Genomic DNA, 17,472 nt, shown 5'->3' on the forward strand with positions numbered 1-17,472 from the left:
TGCTTTTAGTTAAGTTGTTGTTTTTGTTTAATTTAAATATCTATTTAATTTATTTTAGATCGTAAATAAAATACGTTCTAATTGTTTATATGTATTACAATATAAAAGGTTCATCTATAGATTGGGCGATCTATAAGATTTTAATTATAACCGTAACAAATGTGCTACAAATAGGTGTGATTGTGCGATGGAATTCACGTTAAATCTAAACGCTAATTTGATAAGAAGGATTTGAAAAAATTAAGTGTAGCTTATTGGTTTTTATGCTGCTATCCATTGTTAGCTTTGGTTTCTTTGTATGTAGAGCTGCTTATTATCGAGAGAAGTTATTGCCCTCGACATTTAATTTAGCTTTTTGTTTATTCTTATATGAAGCACAACGGCGGGTTGAAGAGGTCTAAGGCGGTCAGCGTAGATGTTGAGCAAGTAGTTCTAAGTGCAAAATATGAATTGACGGTAGTTAGTGGGCACTTACCGTGATTTAAGTCATAGACGATTGTTCGAGAAGCATTAATTTTAAGCTCTGAGTAGCAATTTAAGCGCCAACAGAGAATACAAGAACTGAATGTGAGTTGAATTACGTACAATCGGCGTGTGACACGTTGAGCGGGCTTCGACGGTGATATCGTTTATGGGGAGAAAGAAGCTTTATCTAAAGTCAGGTAGTTTGTGTTTACCCAGTTGTTTGTGTACCTAACAACTAACCATGTATCAGGTGCCGTATTTGGTGTTGAGTTACTGAGCCAACTAGCCACTTAGTCAGTTTGATTCGAGACCGTAGTTTACTTCAGGGTAGGGACCGATATTGAGAATACTGGTTTACAAAGCATTTACTGTCAAAGAGCAGTTCGCATTAGATATCAGTTAGTTATAAGCAAAAAAAGCCCCACCGAAGTGAGGCCTTATCACCAAATCTAAAATAGATTAAGCGTTAACGTGAGCAACTGCATCGCGAACAAGCTTGCCTAGTTCGTCCCACTTACCTTCGTCGATAAGGTTAGTTGGAACCATCCAAGTACCACCGCACGCAAGTACAGAAGGGATAGATAGATATTCATCTACATTCTTCAAGCTTACACCGCCAGTAGGCATAAATTTAACAGGGTAAACCGCTGTTAGTGCTTTAAGCATACCAGTACCGCCAGACGGCTCAGCAGGGAAGAACTTCAATGTGCGAAGGCCCATTTCCATTGCTTGTTCAACTAGGCTTGGGTTGTTAACACCCGGTACAATAGCTACGCCTTTATCGATACAGTATTGAACAGTACGTGGGTTAAAACCTGGGCTTACGATGAAATCAACACCGGCTTCGATAGACGCATCAACTTGCTCGTTAGTCAGCACTGTGCCTGAACCGATTAGCATGTCAGGGAACTCTTTACGCATGATGCGAATCGCTTCGATTGCACATTCTGTACGTAGTGTGATTTCTGCACATGGCATGCCGTTTTCAACAAGAGCTTTACCTAGAGGGATAGCGTCTTCAGCACGGTTGATAGCGATTACAGGAATTACTTTTAGGTTTGCTAGTTGTTCATTTAATGTAGTCATGAATTCTTTCTCACGTTAATTATGGGCTTGCTTTTAACTAAGCAAGCCCTTGATTAATATATAAAGTGCGTAATTATAAAGACAGATCAGGCGTCGCATCTACAGGAATGATAGCACCTGGATGCTGAATCACGGTTCCTGCCACAATATGACCGGCAAATGCGGCATCACGAGCATTACCACCGCTCAAACGCTTAGCTAAGAAGCCAGCACTGAACGAGTCGCCAGCGGCCGTAGTGTCTACGATGTTGTCAACTGGGTTTGGAGCTACGTATTGAGCACTTTGGCTTTCAACGACTAAGCAGTCTTTTGCGCCACGTTTGATAACGATCTCTTTCACACCAGACTCAGACGTACGAGCAATACATTGTTCAATGCTTTCGTCGCCGTACAACTCTTGCTCATCATCAAACGTCAGTAGGGCCGTGTCGGTGTACTTGAGCATTTTCAAGTACCAAGAAATCGCTTCTTGTTGGCTTTCCCAAAGTTTAGGACGGTAGTTATTGTCGAAGAATACTTGGCCGCCTTGAGCTTTAAATTTGTCTAAGAAGTTAAACAGCTGTGTACGGCCATTTTCTGTCAAGATAGCAAGTGTAATACCGCTTAGGTAAACCGCATCAAAAGAGAATAGCTTATCAAGTAGAGCAGGCGTGTCTTGCTGATCAAACATGAACTTCGCTGCAGCATCACTACGCCAGTAGTGGAAGCTACGCTCACCAGTTTCATCGGTCTCGATGTAATAAAGCCCTGGTTGTTTGTGATCGAGCTGAGCCACTAAGCTTGTGTCGATACCTTCAGCTTGCCACTTTTCTAGCATGTCAGTACTGAATGGGTCGGTGCCTAGTGCGGTTACATAGCTTGTTTGGATACCATGCTCTTTTGTTAAGCGTGACAGGTAAAGTGCCGTATTTAGTGTATCGCCACCAAAACTTTGCTTAAGCCCATCTTGTTTCTTTTGTAGCTCAACCATGCACTCGCCAATGACCGCGATGTTTAATGATTTCATATGCTTACCTTAGCAACTGAGGTTGCGCTATTCATTATTTTAGGAAGTCTTCACGCGCAGGGTTGAAGATATCTAGAAGGATGCTGTCTTGCTCTAGTGCAACCGCACCGTGCATCATGTGTTTACGAGCGAAGTAAGCGTCGCCTTCTTTAAGTACTCTCTTCTCGCCTTCAATCTCAGCTTCAAAGCTGCCGCGAACAACATAACCGATCTGGTCATGAATTTCGTGTGTGTGAGGATGGCCAATCGCACCCTTATCAAAACAAAGGTGTACAGCCATTAGATCGTCGGTGTAAGCAACGATTTTACGCTTAATACCGCCACCAAGTTCTTCCCACGGATTTTCATCTAGCATAAAGAAAGAGTTCATTGTGTATCTCCTAATCTGTTTAAATCTTTTAAGTGTTACTTAGCTTGCATTCATAATAAGGGAATGAGCCTAATTGTAATACAATATATCTAAAATTGTGTGATATTGATCAAGTGATACTTTATATTGCGTAAATAAATCAATAACTTAACAAATGCTCTAAATTTATCATTAGTTAACTACATCAATGACTTATGATGATTTATGTGATTCTACTCATCATTTAGCATCGAATAGGTATGATTAAAGCTCATATTGTATTACTTTATATGGAGTTTGAAAATTTAATCAAAGTTTAAACAGATAAACTCTTTATTGAGGGTGACAAAGAATATGACTACCAAACCAGTATTGTTGACTGAAGCAGAAATTGAGCAACTTCACCTTGAAGTGGGCCGTTCTAGCTTAATGGGCAAAACCATTGCAGCGAATGCGAAAGACTTAGAAGCGTTCATGCGTTTACCTATTGATGTTCCAGGTCACGGTGAAGCAGGGGGTTACGAGCATAACCGCCATAAGCAAAATTACACGTACATGAACTTAGCTGGTCGCATGTTCTTGATCACTAAAGAGCAAAAATACGCAGACTTCGTTACAGAATTATTGGAAGTGTACGCAGACAAATATCTAACGTTTGATTACCACGTACAGAAAAACACTAACCCGACAGGTCGTTTGTTCCACCAAATCCTGAATGAACACTGCTGGTTAATGTTTTCAAGCTTAGCTTACTCTTGTGTTGCTTCAACATTGACACAGGAACAACGTGACAACATTGAGTCTCGCATTTTTGAACCAATGCTAGAAATGTTCACAGTGAAGTACGCACACGACTTCGACCGCATTCACAATCACGGCATTTGGGCTGTAGCGGCTGTGGGTATCTGTGGTCTTGCTTTAGGCAAGCGTGAGTACCTTGAAATGTCGGTTTACGGCATCGACCGTAACGATACGGGCGGCTTCTTAGCGCAAATTTCTCAACTGTTTGCACCTTCTGGTTACTACATGGAAGGTCCTTACTACCACCGTTACGCAATTCGCCCAACGTGTGTGTTCGCTGAAGTTATTCATCGTCACATGCCCGAAGTTGATATCTACAACTACAAAGGCGGCGTGATTGGTAACACAGTACAAGCAATGCTTTCTACTGCTTACCCGAACGGTGAATTCCCAGCATTAAACGACGCGTCTCGCACAATGGGCATTACTGATATGGGTGTTCAGGTTGCCGTAAGTGTTTACAGCAAGCATTACTCTTCTGAAAGTGGCGTTGACCAAAACATTCTTGGTATGGCGAAGATTCAAGACGCAGTATGGATGCACCCATGTGGTCTTGAGCTATCTAAAGCCTACGAAGAGGCTTCAGCTAAACAAGAAATCGGCATGCCTTTCTGGCCAAGTGTTGAATTGAGCGAGGGTCCTGAAGGCCACAATGGTGCACAAGGCTTTATCCGTATGCAGGATAATAAAGGTGACGTTTCTCAACTTGTTATGAACTACGGTCAACACGGCATGGGTCACGGCAACTTCGATACGCTGGGTATTTCTTTCTTTAACCGCGGTCAAGAAGTGTTGCGTGAATACGGTTTCTGTCGTTGGGTTAACGTTGAGCCAAAATTTGGCGGTCGCTACCTAGATGAAAATAAATCTTACGCTCGTCAAACGATTGCACATAATGCAGTAACGATTGATGAGAAATGTCAGAACAACTTTGACGTTGAGCGTGCTGACGCAGTACACGGTTTGCCTCACTTCTTCAAAGTGGCAGATGAGCAAATTAACGGTATGAGCGCATTTGCTAACGACCATTACGAAGGTTTTGACATGCAACGCAGTGTGTTCATGCTAAACCTTGAAGAGCTTGAGTCTCCGCTATTGTTAGACTTGTACCGCTTAGGTTCGACAAAAGGCGGCGAAGGCGACCACCAGTTTGATTACTCTCATCAATATCAAGGTCAAATTATTCGCACTAACTTCGAATACCAAGCAAACAAAGAGCTAAACACACTAGGAAGTGACTTCGGTTACCAACACCTATGGAATGTAGCGAGTGGTGAAGTGAATGGTACTGCGTTAGTTAGCTGGTTACAGAACGACACGTACTATACTTGGTTGGGTACAAGTTCGAACGAGAACGGAGAAATCATCTTCACTCGCACTGGTGCTAACGATCCAAGCTTTAATTTACGTTCAGAGCCTGCATTCATTCTACGTAGCAAAGGCGAAACAACATTGTTTGCTTCTGTGCTAGAAACGCACGGTTACTTTAACGAAGAATTCGAGCAATCAGTAAACGCTCGTGGTGTTGTGAAAAACATCAATGTTGTTGCTCACACGAATGTAGGTTCAGTAGTAGAAATTACGACAGAGAAATCAAACGTGACAGTGATGATCAGTAACCAACTTGGCGCAACTGACAGCACTGAACACAAAGTAGAACTGAACGGCAAAGTATACAGCTGGACAGGCTTCTACTCAGTAGAAACGACTTTAGAGCAGGGGAAATAATAATGAGCTATCAACCACTTTTACTTAACTTTGAAGAAGCAGCAGAGCTTCGTAAAGAACTTGGCAAGGATAGCCTATTAGGTAACGCACTAACTCGTGACATTAAACAAACTGACGCTTACATGGCTGAAGTTGGCATCGAAGTTCCAGGTCACGGCGAAGGTGGCGGTTATGAACATAACCGTCATAAGCAAAACTACATCCATATGGATCTAGCGGGTCGTTTGTTCCTTATCACTGAGGAAACTAAGTACCGTGATTACATCGTTGATATGCTAACAGCGTACGCGACGGTATACCCAACATTGGAAAGCAACGTAAGCCGTGACTCTAACCCTCCGGGTAAGCTGTTCCACCAAACGTTGAACGAGAACATGTGGATGCTTTACGCTTCTTGTGCGTACAGCTGTATTTACCACACAATCTCTGAAGAGCAGAAGCGTCTGATCGAAGACGATCTTCTTAAGCAAATGATCGAAATGTTCGTTGTTACTTACGCACACGACTTCGATATCGTACACAACCACGGCCTATGGGCAGTGGCAGCGGTAGGTATCTGTGGTTACGCGATCAACGATCAAGAATCTGTAGATAAAGCACTTTATGGCCTGAAACTGGACAAAGTAAGCGGCGGTTTCTTAGCGCAACTTGACCAACTGTTTTCGCCAGACGGCTACTACATGGAAGGTCCTTACTACCACCGTTTCTCTCTACGTCCAATCTACCTGTTCGCAGAAGCGATTGAACGTCGTCAGCCTGAAGTCGGTATCTATGAATTCAACGATTCAGTGATCAAGACAACATCTTACTCTGTATTCAAAACCGCATTCCCAGACGGTACATTGCCAGCTCTGAACGATTCATCGAAGACGATCTCTATCAACGATGAAGGCGTTATCATGGCAACGTCTGTGTGTTACCACCGTTACGAGCAGACTGAAACTCTGCTTGGTATGGCTAACCACCAACAAAACGTTTGGGTTCATGCTTCAGGTAAAACATTGTCTGACGCTGTTGAAGCAGCTGATGAAATCAAACCATTCAACTGGGGTAGCCTGTTCGTTACCGACGGCCCTGAAGGTGAGAAAGGCGGCGTTAGCATTCTTCGTCACCGTGATGAGAAAGACGACGATACCATGGCGTTGATCTGGTTCGGTCAACACGGCAGCGATCACCAGTACCACTCTGCGCTAGACCACGGTCACTACGATGGACTGCACCTAAGTGTATTCAACCGTGGCCACGAAGTGCTGCACGATTACGGCTTCGGTCGCTGGGTAAACGTTGAGCCTAAGTTTGGTGGTCGTTACATTCCAGAGAACAAGTCTTACTGTAAGCAGACGGTTGCTCACAACACAGTAACGGTTGATCAGAAAACGCAGAATAACTTCAACACAGCATTGGCTGAGTCTAAGTTTGGTCAGAAGCACTTCTTCGTAGCAGACGACCAGTCTTTGCAAGGCATGAGCGGCACAATTTCTGAGTACTACACAGGCGTAGACATGCAACGCAGCGTGATTCTTGCTGAACTTCCTGAGTTCGAGAAGCCGTTAGTGATTGATGTTTACCGCATCGAAGCTGACGCTGAGCACCAGTACGATCTTCCCGTTCACCACTCTGGCCAGATCATCCGTACTGATTTCGATTACAACATGGAAAAAACGCTTAAGCCATTAGGTGAAGACAACGGTTACCAACACCTATGGAACGTGGCTTCAGGCAAAGTGAACGAAGAGGGTTCTCTAGTAAGCTGGCTACATGACAGCAGCTACTACAGCCTAGTAACCAGCGCTAATGCGGGCAGCGAAGTGATTTTTGCTCGCACTGGTGCTAACGATCCAGACTTCAATCTTAAGAGTGAACCTGCGTTTATCTTACGTCAGTCTGGTCAAAACCACGTGTTTGCTTCTGTACTAGAAACGCATGGTTACTTTAACGAATCTATCGAAGCTTCTGTAGGCGCTCGTGGTCTAGTTAAATCAGTGTCTGTTGTGGGCCATAACAGTGTCGGGATTGTTGTTTGCATTCAGACTACTTCTGGCAACACTTACCACTACGGTATCTCAAACCAAGCTGAAGACACGCAGCAAGCAACTCACACTGTTGAGTTCGCGGGTGAGACATACTCGTGGGAAGGATCATTTGCTCAACTGTAAATGATTAACATACATGCCGTTTAACCATGGCATGTATTGATGTGGTGCTTTGCGGGAACGAAGCATCACATTGAATTCAGTCGTGATTGCAAAATCGTTCGTTGATACCAACAACGACTGAATACATCGGGAATAAGTCAAACCGAGTAACTCACCGCGAGTTGCTCGGTTTTTTTATGCGTGTAGGAAAGGAAAAATGTGGGAAAAGAAAGAGAATGCGTTAAATAATAGAAAACAGTCACTATGGTGTCGATGTGTAAGCTACAGTAAGTGTTAGGAATAAAATAACTAAGGATAAATCATGAAGTTAATGGAAGGGTTGGCGTTAATACTTACAGCTTCTTGTTCTACTTATACGCTAGCAAATGACACGCAAAATCACGCGAATACAGATCAATTCGTGCGTTACCATTATCAAGACAAAATCAGCTACGGAAAGTTGACGAAAGGTACTATTTTTCCAATCAATGGCGACATCTTTAGCGAGTACTCCGTTGAGAAAACCTCGATTCCACTTGAATCGGTTGATCTACTGCTTCCGACTGAACCAGAAAAAGTATTTGCCGTTGGCATGAATTACGTGAGTCACGCCGCTTCTCATCCTGATTTACCGCCGCCATTATTTCTGAAGCTTCCATCTTCTTTGATTTTATCGGGTGAAACTATTCATGCCCCTTTTGATGCTCAGAACGTGCATTTTGAAGGTGAGCTCGTCGTAGTGATAGGAAAAGAGATCAGTAAAGCGAGTCAAGAAGAAGCTGAGGACGCGATTTTCGGTGTCACGGTGGGTAATGACATAACGGAGAGAAGTTGGCAGAACAGTGATTTACAATGGTTACGAGCTAAGGCATCGGATGGATTTGGACCGATTGGTCATACTATTGTGAAAGGGGTTGATTATAACGATGTCGAACTTACAACACGTGTTAACGGCGATATCGTCCAGCAAGAAAATACATCTTTCATGATTCACAGCCCGCGAAAAGTTGTCAGTTACTTAAGCCATTACTTTACTCTAAAACCAGGTGACCTTGTATTTATGGGCACACCGGGGAGAACGCATGCATTGGTCGATAAAGATCAAGTATCGGTCACGATCAAAGGGGTAGGGACTGTCACTAATGAAATACGTTTCTAATTTTGAAACCTGCTTATCGTTTGTCCATGAACAAAAAAGCCTACTCTGCAAGTAGGCTTTGATAGACATCTATGATGTATTGATTAAATAAAGGCTTTTCTTGCTTTGGCTGCTAACCATTCTGAGAAGACGACTGTCACTAAAATCGCAAAGAAAATCACCGTTACTTGAGGCCATGCTAGCATCGCCATCGACTCCTGCAGTTTCAATCCAACACCGCCAGCTCCTACTAAACCTAAGACTGTAGACTCGCGGATATTGATATCCCAGCGAAACAAGCTTGTGCCGATGAAACTTGGCATTACTTGCGGAAGAATGCCGTAGTTCAATACTTGCAGGGGAGATGCACCCGTCGATTGAATCGCTGACATCTGCGTGACGTTCACTTCTTCAATCGCTTCATACATCAATTTAGCCACGAAACCAATTGAGCGCAGAGCAATCGCGATAATACCGGCCAGTAATCCAGGACCTATGATTGCCACCAACAAGAGCGCCCAAATTAGCGAGTTGATCGAACGACTTGCCGCAATGATGAACAGTGCGATAGGCCTGATAAACGTAGTGCTTGGCGTTGTGTTGCGTGCGGCTAAGAATGCAACTGGAAATGCCAGTACGATCCCTAACAGTGTGCCAAGTGTTGCGATATTAATTGTGTCCCACAAAGGGCTCCAAAGAGACTCTAAGTAACTCCACCTTGGTGGCCACATACGTGAAGATATATCAGCAAGTTGGTTCGGTGAATCAGTTACAAAGTACCAAATCGTATCTTTGTTCATGATTTGCCATGCAAAAACAGTTAAAGCAACAAAGCAAAGCCAGCCTATCCAGAGCATCAGGCTCTGTTTATTGTCGTAACGCTTCCATTGGGTACGATTGATGACGCTTGTCGGTGTGTTATTTAGCGTGCTCATTGAGTCGTTCCTTACTGCACATACTTACGGATGATAGTTGATAGGTATTCACACAACATCACAATCACGATAATAATCAATAGAATAGCAGCGGCTGCGCTGTACTCATAGCGGTCCATTGCTGTGTTTAACGTAGCGCCAATACCACCTGCGCCAACAATGCCGATTACAGCAGATTCACGAAAATTGATGTCGAGTCGGTACATCGAAAGCCCAATGAAACGAGGCATCACTTGTGCTTGAATTGCGTAATTAACTTGTTGTAGCCAACTCGCCCCTGTTGCACGCATTGCCGTCAGTGGTGCTGGGTCAATGGCTTCAATCTCATCGGCGAACAGTTTTGCGAGAAAGCCGATAGTGGCAAATGTGAGAGTGACAAAACCAGCAAACGTACCGAAGCCAAACAGAGCCACACACAAAATCGCGACAATGATCTCTTGTAAGCTACGGGCGATAGAAATAAACGCGCGGCAGAACAGGTAAACCGGAGTCGGAGCAAGGTTTTTCGCTGCACCTAATCCAAATGGAATAGAAAGAATAACACCAGCCACGGTCGATGTGAGCGTCATGGTTAAGCTTTCAATTAAACCTTGCGAGATGTTATTCCACCGTCCACCGAAATCTGGGTTCATGAAAGCCAAAATGAACTGCCAGCCGCGCTCGCTACCTTCGTAAATTCGAGTCCAGTTTACGTGTACCGATTGAGTCGCAAGGTATAAATACACCGCGACGATGATGACTAAGCTCCAACGTAACCAAGGGTTGGAAATCAGTGGCGGCTTGGTCCATTGTTTTGGATATGACTGAATCATACTGTTGCCTCAGACAAATGAGGGTGAGTGATGCTCAGGTCATCTTCCTCTTCTTCTACCTGTTGGCTCCAATCCTCTTCACCGTAGATCTGTGTGAGTACGTCTTCGGTGAGCAGGTTTGGTTGGTTATCAAATACCACACAGCCTGCATTTAGGCCGACAACTCGGTCAACAAACTGTTTTGCTAACTGAACGTCGTGAATATTGATGATGGCTGGAAGTCGTTGCTCTGAACAAATCTCGCTGATCAATCGCATGATCTGACGAGCAGTACGTGGATCGAGTGCGGCTGTTGGTTCATCAATCAGTAATAGCTTTGGTTTTTGAGCAAGCGCACGCGCAATACCGACACGCTGACGCTGACCACCTGATAAGGCATCGGCTCTTTTATTGGCGTGCTCTAATAATCCAACTCGGTCGAGTAGGGCATAAGCGGCTTGGATATCCGATTCAGGGAAACGACGAGTAAAGCTTTGCCAGAAATTCACGTATCCCAAACGTCCTGAAAGTACGTTTTCCATCACCGTTAAGCGCTCAATCAATGCGTATTCTTGGAAAATCATCCCAATTTCACGTCGAGATTGTCTTAGCTGGCGCTTAGACAGCGTCTCTAAGTTGGTATTGGAAAAGATAACTTCGCCGCTGGTGGGCTCTGTTAGTCGGTTAATACAACGGATAAGTGTTGATTTCCCTGCTCCTGATGGGCCAATTAATCCAACAACTTCGCCAGCATTCACTGACAAGCTGACGTTAGTTAGGGCTTTGTCAGAACTGGAATAGTGCTTGGTAAGCCCTTTAAGGGTAAGAGTAGACATAAAATTCCTATAAGACGGTGTACTAAGAGTTCGCCAGAGGCAGGCGTGGAGAGCAAACCGGAAAGAGTGTTGAATAACTGCAGGTGTGTTTGCCTGCAGTTAGTATTTCTGTGTTATTGGCTTTTTAGTTCGCTTGAACTTAGCTACACGTGTAAGACACTTTGTTCGCTGTATCGATAGGTCGGATCACTTCCCAGTGCTCTTGATAAGTGATTGGAACAAATTTTGCCTCGCCGTTACGTTCGAATTCTTCTTGCAGTTTGGTGCCTTCCCAATCAAACGTGAAGAATGCTTGTTGAATCTTTTCTTGTAGTTCAGGTGTTAGGTTATGTGCAGTACCGTAAGCGGTAGTCGGGAAGGTTTGTGACTTGTAGATACTTTTGATTTGGTCTTCTTTTACTACTTCACGTGAAAGCATACGGTTCAACACCGAGTTAGCAACGGCCGCCGCATCGTAATCCTTATGTGCTACACCTAAGATAGAGTTGTCGTGCGCGCCAGAGAACGCAGGTTTAAAATCACGATCCGGTTGAAGTTGGTATTCAGCATCTAAAATTGCAGATGGAGCTTTGAATCCAGAGTTAGAAGTTTGCGCTGTGAAAGCGAGATTTTTACCTTTCAGATCTTCTACTTTTTCAATGCCAGAACTAGGATGAGTGATGATTTCCATTTCGTAACCGAAAGAACCATCTTCAGCCGCCATCATGGTAAAAGGAGCGAAACCAGCACAGTTGACCGCTAGTGGGGTAGAGCCAGTGTTGAAGCCTGCAATATGTAGACGCCCAGAACGCATGGCTTCAATTTGAGCTGCGTTATTTTGTACAGGAAAGAAACGAACCGTTTTTTCGGTTGTTTTTTCTAGGTGGCTCAAAAACTCGCTCCACACATCAGCGTATACTGCTGGATCTTCAACTGGCGTGTAAGCAAAAATCAGCGTGTTTGGGTCGACCCATTGTGATTCATCTTGGGGAACGTCAGCAACTAAGTTACCAGAACGATCTTCGTATCGTGAATCCATTGCTAATGCAGAACCAGAAAAAATCAGCGCAGCAGTAATAGCGCTTTTAAGCGTGAGATTAGTTTTTGTCGGTTTCATTGTTTCAGTCCAATTGAGTTATCTGTTGGGAAGGGAGTATAGGAATCGACGATGACAGAACCGCTGCTTTTTGATGACGGATTTATGAATGGTGTAACATGATGTTTCTCGTTAAATGAAATTAGATGCTTTTAACTATCTGATTTAGCGGGTAAATTAATGGGCTATTCTTTGTTTGATTTTACTCAATTGGCTGTAGGTTGAAATACTGTTATAGTAATCCTTAAATAATACATAAACATAACATATAAAATAAGTGAACTTATGGTTAGCACTTTTAATTCAATTTCGGGCTCGAAGCGTAGCCTGCACGTGCAAGTAGCGCGTGAAATCGCTCGTGGAATCTTGTCTGGCGATCTGCCGCAAGGTTCTATTATTCCTGGTGAAATGGCGTTATGTGAACAGTTTGGTATTAGCCGAACGGCACTACGTGAAGCAGTTAAACTATTAACTTCTAAAGGTTTGTTAGAGTCCCGCCCGAAAATCGGTACTCGTGTAGTCGACCGCGCATATTGGAACTTTCTTGATCCTCAGCTGATTGAATGGATGGATGGTCTAACCGACATAGATCAATTCTGTTCTCAGTTTTTAGGCCTTCGCCGTGCGATAGAACCTGAAGCGTGCGCACTGGCGGCTAAATTTGCAACGGCTGAACAACGCATTGAACTTTCAGAAATCTTCCAAAAAATGGTAGAAGTGGATGAGGCTGAAGTATTTGATCAAGAGCGTTGGACAGATATTGATACTCGTTTTCATAGCTTGATCTTTAATGCGACAGGTAATGACTTCTACCTGCCATTCGGCAATATCTTGACTACGATGTTCGTGAACTTCATCGTGCACTCTTCTGAAGAAGGAAGCACGTGTATCAATGAACACCGTAGAATCTATGAAGCAATCATGGCTGGTGATAGTGATAAGGCACGAGTTGTGTCTGCTGCACACTTGCAAGATGCCAACCACCGTCTGGCGACGGCGTAATAGAAATAATCTAGAGCGTAGGTAGATGAGTCACCTCATATAGAGATGAACAGCATTACGCTCGGATAAACGACTTAAAAGGGTATGCCAAGTGCATACCTTTTTTGTTGTCTACCGTTTACGAAAATTGGCTGCTTTCATGTATGAAAAAAGCCAGAGACTGTTGTCTCTGGCTTTGAGTTGTTTCAATATTCTAGCTTAAACAAGCGGCTAATCATGATGTTCGTAAGTTTGCTTTTGTTTCTGCTTTTTCTTCATTTTTAACGTTGAATAAACCGAGAATACAGCTAACACGATAAACGCGAGAGCAATAGGACGCTCATAAAGGAAAGACCAACTGCCATCGTACATCAGCAGTGATTTTCTAAGGTTTGTTTCTGCCATTGGCCCTAAGATGATCGCAAGCAGAATCGGTGAAGAAGGGATATCCAGTTTAGTTAAGATAAAGCCAAGTAGACCGAAACCGATTGCAATACCCACATCAAACATCGAGTTGTTAATTGCGTAAGCGCCGACAATTGAAAGGAAGACAATGATTGGAATCATGATGATCTTCGGTACTTCAATGATTCGACAGAAGAAGCGAATACCCAGTAAACCAATCACTAACATCACAAGGTTAGCGACCAACATTGAGCTGAACACGCCATAAACCACTTCGGGGTTTTGGGCGAATAGCAGTGGGCCTGGTGTGAGTCCTTGTACTATAAGTGCACCAAGAAGAACCGCTGCCACGGCATCTCCAGGGACACCTAGTGTTAATAACGGAACTAGCGAGCCACCCGTTACGCCGTTGTTTCCAGATTCAGCGGCTGCAAGGCCACGAACCGAGCCTTTACCAAACTCTTCTGGGTTCTTAGACGAACGTTTTGCTTCGTTGTAACAAACAAATGCAGATATATCAGCACCAGCACCCGGTACCGAGCCGATAGTTGTTCCCATCAAACCACTTTTTATGGCCGTTGGTAGCATTTCTTTGAGATCACTTTTACTTAATAGTTTGTGGTCAAATTTCGGTGCAACGACTTTCTTTTCAGAGAACAGCTTCTCTAGTTGGTTTAATGCCTCAGATAGAGCGAATAAACCAATTAAGACAGGGATGGCATTGATTCCGCTGTAAAGATCCATGATGTCAAAAGTAAATCTTGGCACACTGCTGATTGGGTCGAGTCCAACAGTTGAAACCAATAATCCAATGGTTCCCGCAAGTAACCCTTTAAAAATGTTGTTCGAAGAAACACTCGCAATAATCGTTAAACCAAACAGAGCGAGTGCAAAATATTCTGGCGCATTAAAACGCAGTGCAAAGGTCGCTAATTTAGGCGCAATCGCGATGAGGACGATAGTACTTAACAGCCCGCCAATAAATGATGCAACAGCAGAAATACTTAATGCTCTTGCTGCTTGTCCTCTAACAGCCATAGTGTGACCGTCGAGTACACTTGCTGCAGAAGCCGGTGTTCCTGGGGTTTTAAGTAAAATTGCGGCAATTGAGCCACCGTAAATCCCACCAATGTATACACCAATTAACATCACAAGGGCTGAAGTCGGTTCCATGCCAAAGGTAAATGGAAGGAGAATTGCTACGCCCATTGTCGCTGTAAGTCCGGGTAGTGCGCCTAAAATAACGCCGCCCAGTACGCCAAAAACAAGGACAGGAAGCACTGCAAAGCTAACTGCAGTTGCGAGACCATCGATTAGATATTCAAACATATGACCTCCTAAGACCACGTTGCTTCAGGAAGCGCGATGTAGAACACCTCGCCAAATAGATAGTAAACCGCGAACACAAAGACAACGGCGACAACGTAATAGATTGGCTTCTTCACTTTGAAGTAAACGAGGTAGAACATAAATGCAATCAAACTAGCATAAAGGTAGCCAACTACACTGATGAGTAATGCGTAGCCAATAAGAAAAGCAACGCCGAAAATCGACATCTTGCTTATCATCGCTTCTTGTTGTTCAGAGGCACCTTTTAATTTGTGTTGAACGATGAGAACAATACAGATAGCAATTTGGGCAATCACAATCATCATCGGGAAGAATTTTGCATCGACACTTGCATCTTGGTACATCGGACGATCAAATTGAGTGATCAGCGCGAACGCGATTGCGCTAAGGATAATGATGATAGAAGGGAAAACGACGTTTCGGTTTAAGTAAGAGTGAGAGTTAGACATGGAGTTTACCCCTAAAAAGTAAAGCAAGGGAAAGGTACAAACTAGTAACAGAGGCACAACTGATAAAAGCTGTGCCTCTGAACAAAGGTTATTGAATTAATTGAGTCAATGATTTTGTATCTTCTGCAACAAACTCAGTGAAGGCTTTGTCATCAAGATTGTGAATCGTCATTGCACCTTTCGCCATGAAAGTTTTGAACTCTTCACTTGCCATTGCTTCATCAAATGCAGCCCCCAGCTTCTCGATTACTGCATCAGGTGTATCTTTTGGAGCACCAATACCGCGCCATGTACCTGTTACTACATCAATGCCTTGCTCTTTCAAAGTAGGAACATCTGGAATGTACTGAATACGTTCTTCAGACATGACACCTAATGCCTTTAGTTGGCCTGAACGAAGTTGAGCGATAGCTTCACCAGGAGTAACCATAGTGACGTCTGTGTGATGGCCTAGTACAGCAGGAATTGCTTCTGATGCACCGTTGTAAGGGATAGCGTTTAATTTAATGCCTTGATCTTTTTCAAGAGACATTAGGTAGAAGTTTGGCGCAGCGGTTGAAGCGAATTTTACGCTGCCTGGTTTTTCTTTGGCTTCCTTAATCAGGTCGTTAATCGTGTTGTATGGGCTATCTGCTGCAACCAATACGACCGCAGGATCTAAGTTAACTAAACGAATGAGTTTAAAGTCGTCAGCGGTATGACGCATCAAACCCATTTGAGGAAGTGAAGCGATTTCACGTGTTACTACTGTTAATGTGTAACCATCCGCACGCTGCTGAGCACCAAAGCTCATCCCAACTGCGCCTGCGCCACCAGTACGGTTCATGATTGAAATATTTTGCCCAAGAATGTCTTTCGCGCTATTTGCAAGAGTACGACCAACGGCATCGGTGCCGCCGCCCGCGCCAAATGGCACAACTAAGCGAATGTTTTTAATTGGATAGTCAGCTGCAATTGACGTTGCAGAAACAAGTATACCGGCTGCTAGCATAATGGATTTTAATAGTTTACTCATAATAAGTACCTTCTGTTTCTAATTATTAGCGATATGTTTTTGTAGGGTTTTCTGCTTTTTCTGTTTGGTATTCGTGCATTGCTAACTGTTCAATAGCTATCGCTATCCAGCCACTGATCAGCATGTCATACCATTGTTGTACACCACTGCAGGCAACAACCACGTTTCCGTAAACAAACGAACCATAAAACAGTAAGTCTTCGTCACGTAGTGAAGATGGGTGTTGGGAGTGCAGTGTTAGATTGCTTGTCGATTCTCGCCACGCTTGTTGTGCTTTCTTACGGGCAAGGTGATCAAACTTGATTGTCCAGTTGTCAGGAGCTCCTAACGACTCTTCATATAGAATGGCGTCTTCAAAAGAGGCTTCCCAAGGCTTGAGGTGTGGATTCATAACGACAATATGCAGTTCTTTTCTATTCGTTCTTTCAAACAGCTTGTCGATAGAGGGTTTAACGATATCGATAGCGTCTTGAGTGATATCTTTCATTGATCGCATTCCACATGTCCTTACGTTTGGTAGATGAATATAGAATATTGTATGACAATAATTCTTCAATTAACGATGACTTGGAAGCGGGGAGCGATCACAAGTGAAAGTCTTCTAACAAGACTTCGATCTTGTTTTGACCATATTCTGGCGGAAATAGTGTGATTCTGGTCTTTTTTTGAGCTGGGTGTAAATGGACACAGATCCAGTTTTATTTTGGCTGATTTCCTAGATATAAATTCACCACCATATGCTCGCCGTTCTGTTAATTCATATGGGAGAAAATTTTGGCTTGATAATCGAGCGTCCTATAACACAACGAGTTATATGCGAACATGTCAGCGGCTCACCTGCAAGACGCTAACCACCCTTAAGCTAAACGCGTGTTTCAACTATTATGTGAACCACTTAAACGTCCCGATGAACCATTTATAGGTTCA

General features: G+C 43.6%; 15 protein-coding genes. 4 read left to right on the forward strand and 11 right to left on the reverse strand.

Going from position 1 to position 17,472, the window contains the following annotated elements; all coding sequences use genetic code 11:
* Nucleotides 1-924: 924 nt before the first annotated feature.
* From OCW38_RS06300 to OCW38_RS06310, 3 genes are all read right to left on the reverse strand, one after another.
* Nucleotides 925-1,551, reverse strand: a complete 627-nt coding sequence (locus OCW38_RS06300) for a bifunctional 4-hydroxy-2-oxoglutarate aldolase/2-dehydro-3-deoxy-phosphogluconate aldolase (RefSeq protein WP_010438323.1) — start codon at nt 1,549-1,551, stop codon at nt 925-927.
* A 73-nt stretch (nt 1,552-1,624) separates the two neighbouring features.
* On the reverse strand, nt 1,625-2,557 hold the full coding sequence (gene kdgK, locus OCW38_RS06305; RefSeq protein ID WP_010438326.1) for a 2-dehydro-3-deoxygluconokinase: 933 nt from the start codon (nt 2,555-2,557) through the stop codon (nt 1,625-1,627).
* A 34-nt stretch (nt 2,558-2,591) separates the two neighbouring features.
* Nucleotides 2,592-2,927: a cupin domain-containing protein gene (locus tag OCW38_RS06310; protein ID WP_010438329.1), complete on the reverse strand. Its 336-nt coding sequence runs from the start codon at nt 2,925-2,927 to the stop codon at nt 2,592-2,594.
* A gap of 333 nt (nt 2,928-3,260) precedes the next feature.
* Here OCW38_RS06310 and OCW38_RS06315 point away from each other — a divergent pair, with 333 nt between their 5' ends.
* The 3 genes from OCW38_RS06315 (at nt 3,261) to OCW38_RS06325 (ending at nt 8,729) form a co-directional block, all read left to right on the forward strand.
* The gene (locus tag OCW38_RS06315; protein ID WP_016768615.1) at nt 3,261-5,435 is read left to right on the forward strand and encodes a heparinase II/III domain-containing protein; all 2,175 of its coding nucleotides are present in this window, start codon (nt 3,261-3,263) and stop codon (nt 5,433-5,435) included.
* A gap of 2 nt (nt 5,436-5,437) precedes the next feature.
* Nucleotides 5,438-7,591 carry a heparinase II/III domain-containing protein gene (locus OCW38_RS06320; RefSeq protein ID WP_261895466.1) on the forward strand — a complete coding sequence of 718 codons (2,154 nt, stop codon included), beginning with the start codon at nt 5,438-5,440 and terminating at the stop codon, nt 7,589-7,591.
* Between the two features lie 301 nt (nt 7,592-7,892).
* Entirely contained in the window at nt 7,893-8,729 is an 837-nt protein-coding gene (locus OCW38_RS06325; protein ID WP_016768617.1) for a fumarylacetoacetate hydrolase family protein, read from the forward strand.
* Between the two features lie 83 nt (nt 8,730-8,812).
* Here OCW38_RS06325 and phnE (OCW38_RS06330) read toward each other — a convergent pair whose 3' ends face one another.
* From phnE (OCW38_RS06330) to phnD, 4 genes are all read right to left on the reverse strand, one after another.
* Nucleotides 8,813-9,643 carry a phosphonate ABC transporter, permease protein PhnE gene (gene phnE / locus OCW38_RS06330; protein WP_261895469.1) on the reverse strand — a complete coding sequence of 277 codons (831 nt, stop codon included), beginning with the start codon at nt 9,641-9,643 and terminating at the stop codon, nt 8,813-8,815.
* Nucleotides 9,644-9,654: 11 nt separating this feature from the next.
* On the reverse strand, nt 9,655-10,455 hold the full coding sequence (gene phnE / locus OCW38_RS06335) for a phosphonate ABC transporter, permease protein PhnE (RefSeq protein ID WP_010438342.1): 801 nt from the start codon (nt 10,453-10,455) through the stop codon (nt 9,655-9,657).
* A complete protein-coding gene (gene phnC, locus OCW38_RS06340) occupies nt 10,452-11,270 on the reverse strand; it encodes a phosphonate ABC transporter ATP-binding protein (protein ID WP_010438343.1) in 819 nt (272 codons plus the stop codon). Before phnC ends, phnE (OCW38_RS06335) begins: the two co-directional genes overlap by 4 nt.
* A 139-nt stretch (nt 11,271-11,409) precedes the next feature.
* Nucleotides 11,410-12,366 (reverse strand): phosphate/phosphite/phosphonate ABC transporter substrate-binding protein, encoded by a 957-nt coding sequence (gene phnD, locus OCW38_RS06345; RefSeq protein WP_261895471.1) that lies wholly within the window; start codon nt 12,364-12,366, stop codon nt 11,410-11,412.
* Nucleotides 12,367-12,630: 264 nt separating this feature from the next.
* Between phnD and OCW38_RS06350 the strand changes: the two genes are divergently transcribed.
* Nucleotides 12,631-13,347: a FadR/GntR family transcriptional regulator gene (locus tag OCW38_RS06350; RefSeq protein ID WP_010438348.1), complete on the forward strand. Its 717-nt coding sequence runs from the start codon at nt 12,631-12,633 to the stop codon at nt 13,345-13,347.
* Between the two features lie 210 nt (nt 13,348-13,557).
* Here OCW38_RS06350 and OCW38_RS06355 read toward each other — a convergent pair whose 3' ends face one another.
* The 4 genes from OCW38_RS06355 to OCW38_RS06370 form a co-directional block, all read right to left on the reverse strand.
* Nucleotides 13,558-15,060: a tripartite tricarboxylate transporter permease gene (locus OCW38_RS06355; protein WP_261895474.1), complete on the reverse strand. Its 1,503-nt coding sequence runs from the start codon at nt 15,058-15,060 to the stop codon at nt 13,558-13,560.
* A gap of 8 nt (nt 15,061-15,068) precedes the next feature.
* The gene (locus OCW38_RS06360; protein ID WP_010438352.1) at nt 15,069-15,530 is read right to left on the reverse strand and encodes a tripartite tricarboxylate transporter TctB family protein; all 462 of its coding nucleotides are present in this window, start codon (nt 15,528-15,530) and stop codon (nt 15,069-15,071) included.
* Nucleotides 15,531-15,618: 88 nt separating this feature from the next.
* Nucleotides 15,619-16,545, reverse strand: a complete 927-nt coding sequence (locus tag OCW38_RS06365) for a tripartite tricarboxylate transporter substrate binding protein (protein ID WP_261895476.1) — start codon at nt 16,543-16,545, stop codon at nt 15,619-15,621.
* 25 nt (nt 16,546-16,570) lie between these two features.
* Nucleotides 16,571-17,041 (reverse strand): hypothetical protein, encoded by a 471-nt coding sequence (locus OCW38_RS06370; RefSeq protein ID WP_010438357.1) that lies wholly within the window; start codon nt 17,039-17,041, stop codon nt 16,571-16,573.
* Between the last annotated feature and the right edge of the window lie 431 nt (nt 17,042-17,472).

Origin of the sequence: Vibrio cyclitrophicus, assembly GCF_024347435.1 — a bacterium.
Lineage (GTDB): Bacteria > Pseudomonadota > Gammaproteobacteria > Enterobacterales > Vibrionaceae > Vibrio > Vibrio cyclitrophicus.

What these genes read in the sequence shown, in the direction of transcription:
- OCW38_RS06300 (WP_010438323.1), bottom strand. Translation starts at nt 1,551, where the DNA reads ATGACTACATTAAATGAACAACTAGCAAACCTAAAAGTAATTCCTGTA.
- kdgK (WP_010438326.1), bottom strand. Translation starts at nt 2,557, where the DNA reads ATGAAATCATTAAACATCGCGGTCATTGGCGAGTGCATGGTTGAGCTA.
- OCW38_RS06310 (WP_010438329.1), bottom strand. Translation starts at nt 2,927, where the DNA reads ATGAACTCTTTCTTTATGCTAGATGAAAATCCGTGGGAAGAACTTGGT.
- OCW38_RS06315 (WP_016768615.1), top strand. Translation starts at nt 3,261, where the DNA reads ATGACTACCAAACCAGTATTGTTGACTGAAGCAGAAATTGAGCAACTT.
- OCW38_RS06320 (WP_261895466.1), top strand. Translation starts at nt 5,438, where the DNA reads ATGAGCTATCAACCACTTTTACTTAACTTTGAAGAAGCAGCAGAGCTT.
- OCW38_RS06325 (WP_016768617.1), top strand. Translation starts at nt 7,893, where the DNA reads ATGAAGTTAATGGAAGGGTTGGCGTTAATACTTACAGCTTCTTGTTCT.
- phnE (WP_261895469.1), bottom strand. Translation starts at nt 9,643, where the DNA reads ATGAGCACGCTAAATAACACACCGACAAGCGTCATCAATCGTACCCAA.
- phnE (WP_010438342.1), bottom strand. Translation starts at nt 10,455, where the DNA reads ATGATTCAGTCATATCCAAAACAATGGACCAAGCCGCCACTGATTTCC.
- phnC (WP_010438343.1), bottom strand. Translation starts at nt 11,270, where the DNA reads ATGTCTACTCTTACCCTTAAAGGGCTTACCAAGCACTATTCCAGTTCT.
- phnD (WP_261895471.1), bottom strand. Translation starts at nt 12,366, where the DNA reads ATGAAACCGACAAAAACTAATCTCACGCTTAAAAGCGCTATTACTGCT.
- OCW38_RS06350 (WP_010438348.1), top strand. Translation starts at nt 12,631, where the DNA reads ATGGTTAGCACTTTTAATTCAATTTCGGGCTCGAAGCGTAGCCTGCAC.
- OCW38_RS06355 (WP_261895474.1), bottom strand. Translation starts at nt 15,060, where the DNA reads ATGTTTGAATATCTAATCGATGGTCTCGCAACTGCAGTTAGCTTTGCA.
- OCW38_RS06360 (WP_010438352.1), bottom strand. Translation starts at nt 15,530, where the DNA reads ATGTCTAACTCTCACTCTTACTTAAACCGAAACGTCGTTTTCCCTTCT.
- OCW38_RS06365 (WP_261895476.1), bottom strand. Translation starts at nt 16,545, where the DNA reads ATGAGTAAACTATTAAAATCCATTATGCTAGCAGCCGGTATACTTGTT.
- OCW38_RS06370 (WP_010438357.1), bottom strand. Translation starts at nt 17,041, where the DNA reads ATGCGATCAATGAAAGATATCACTCAAGACGCTATCGATATCGTTAAA.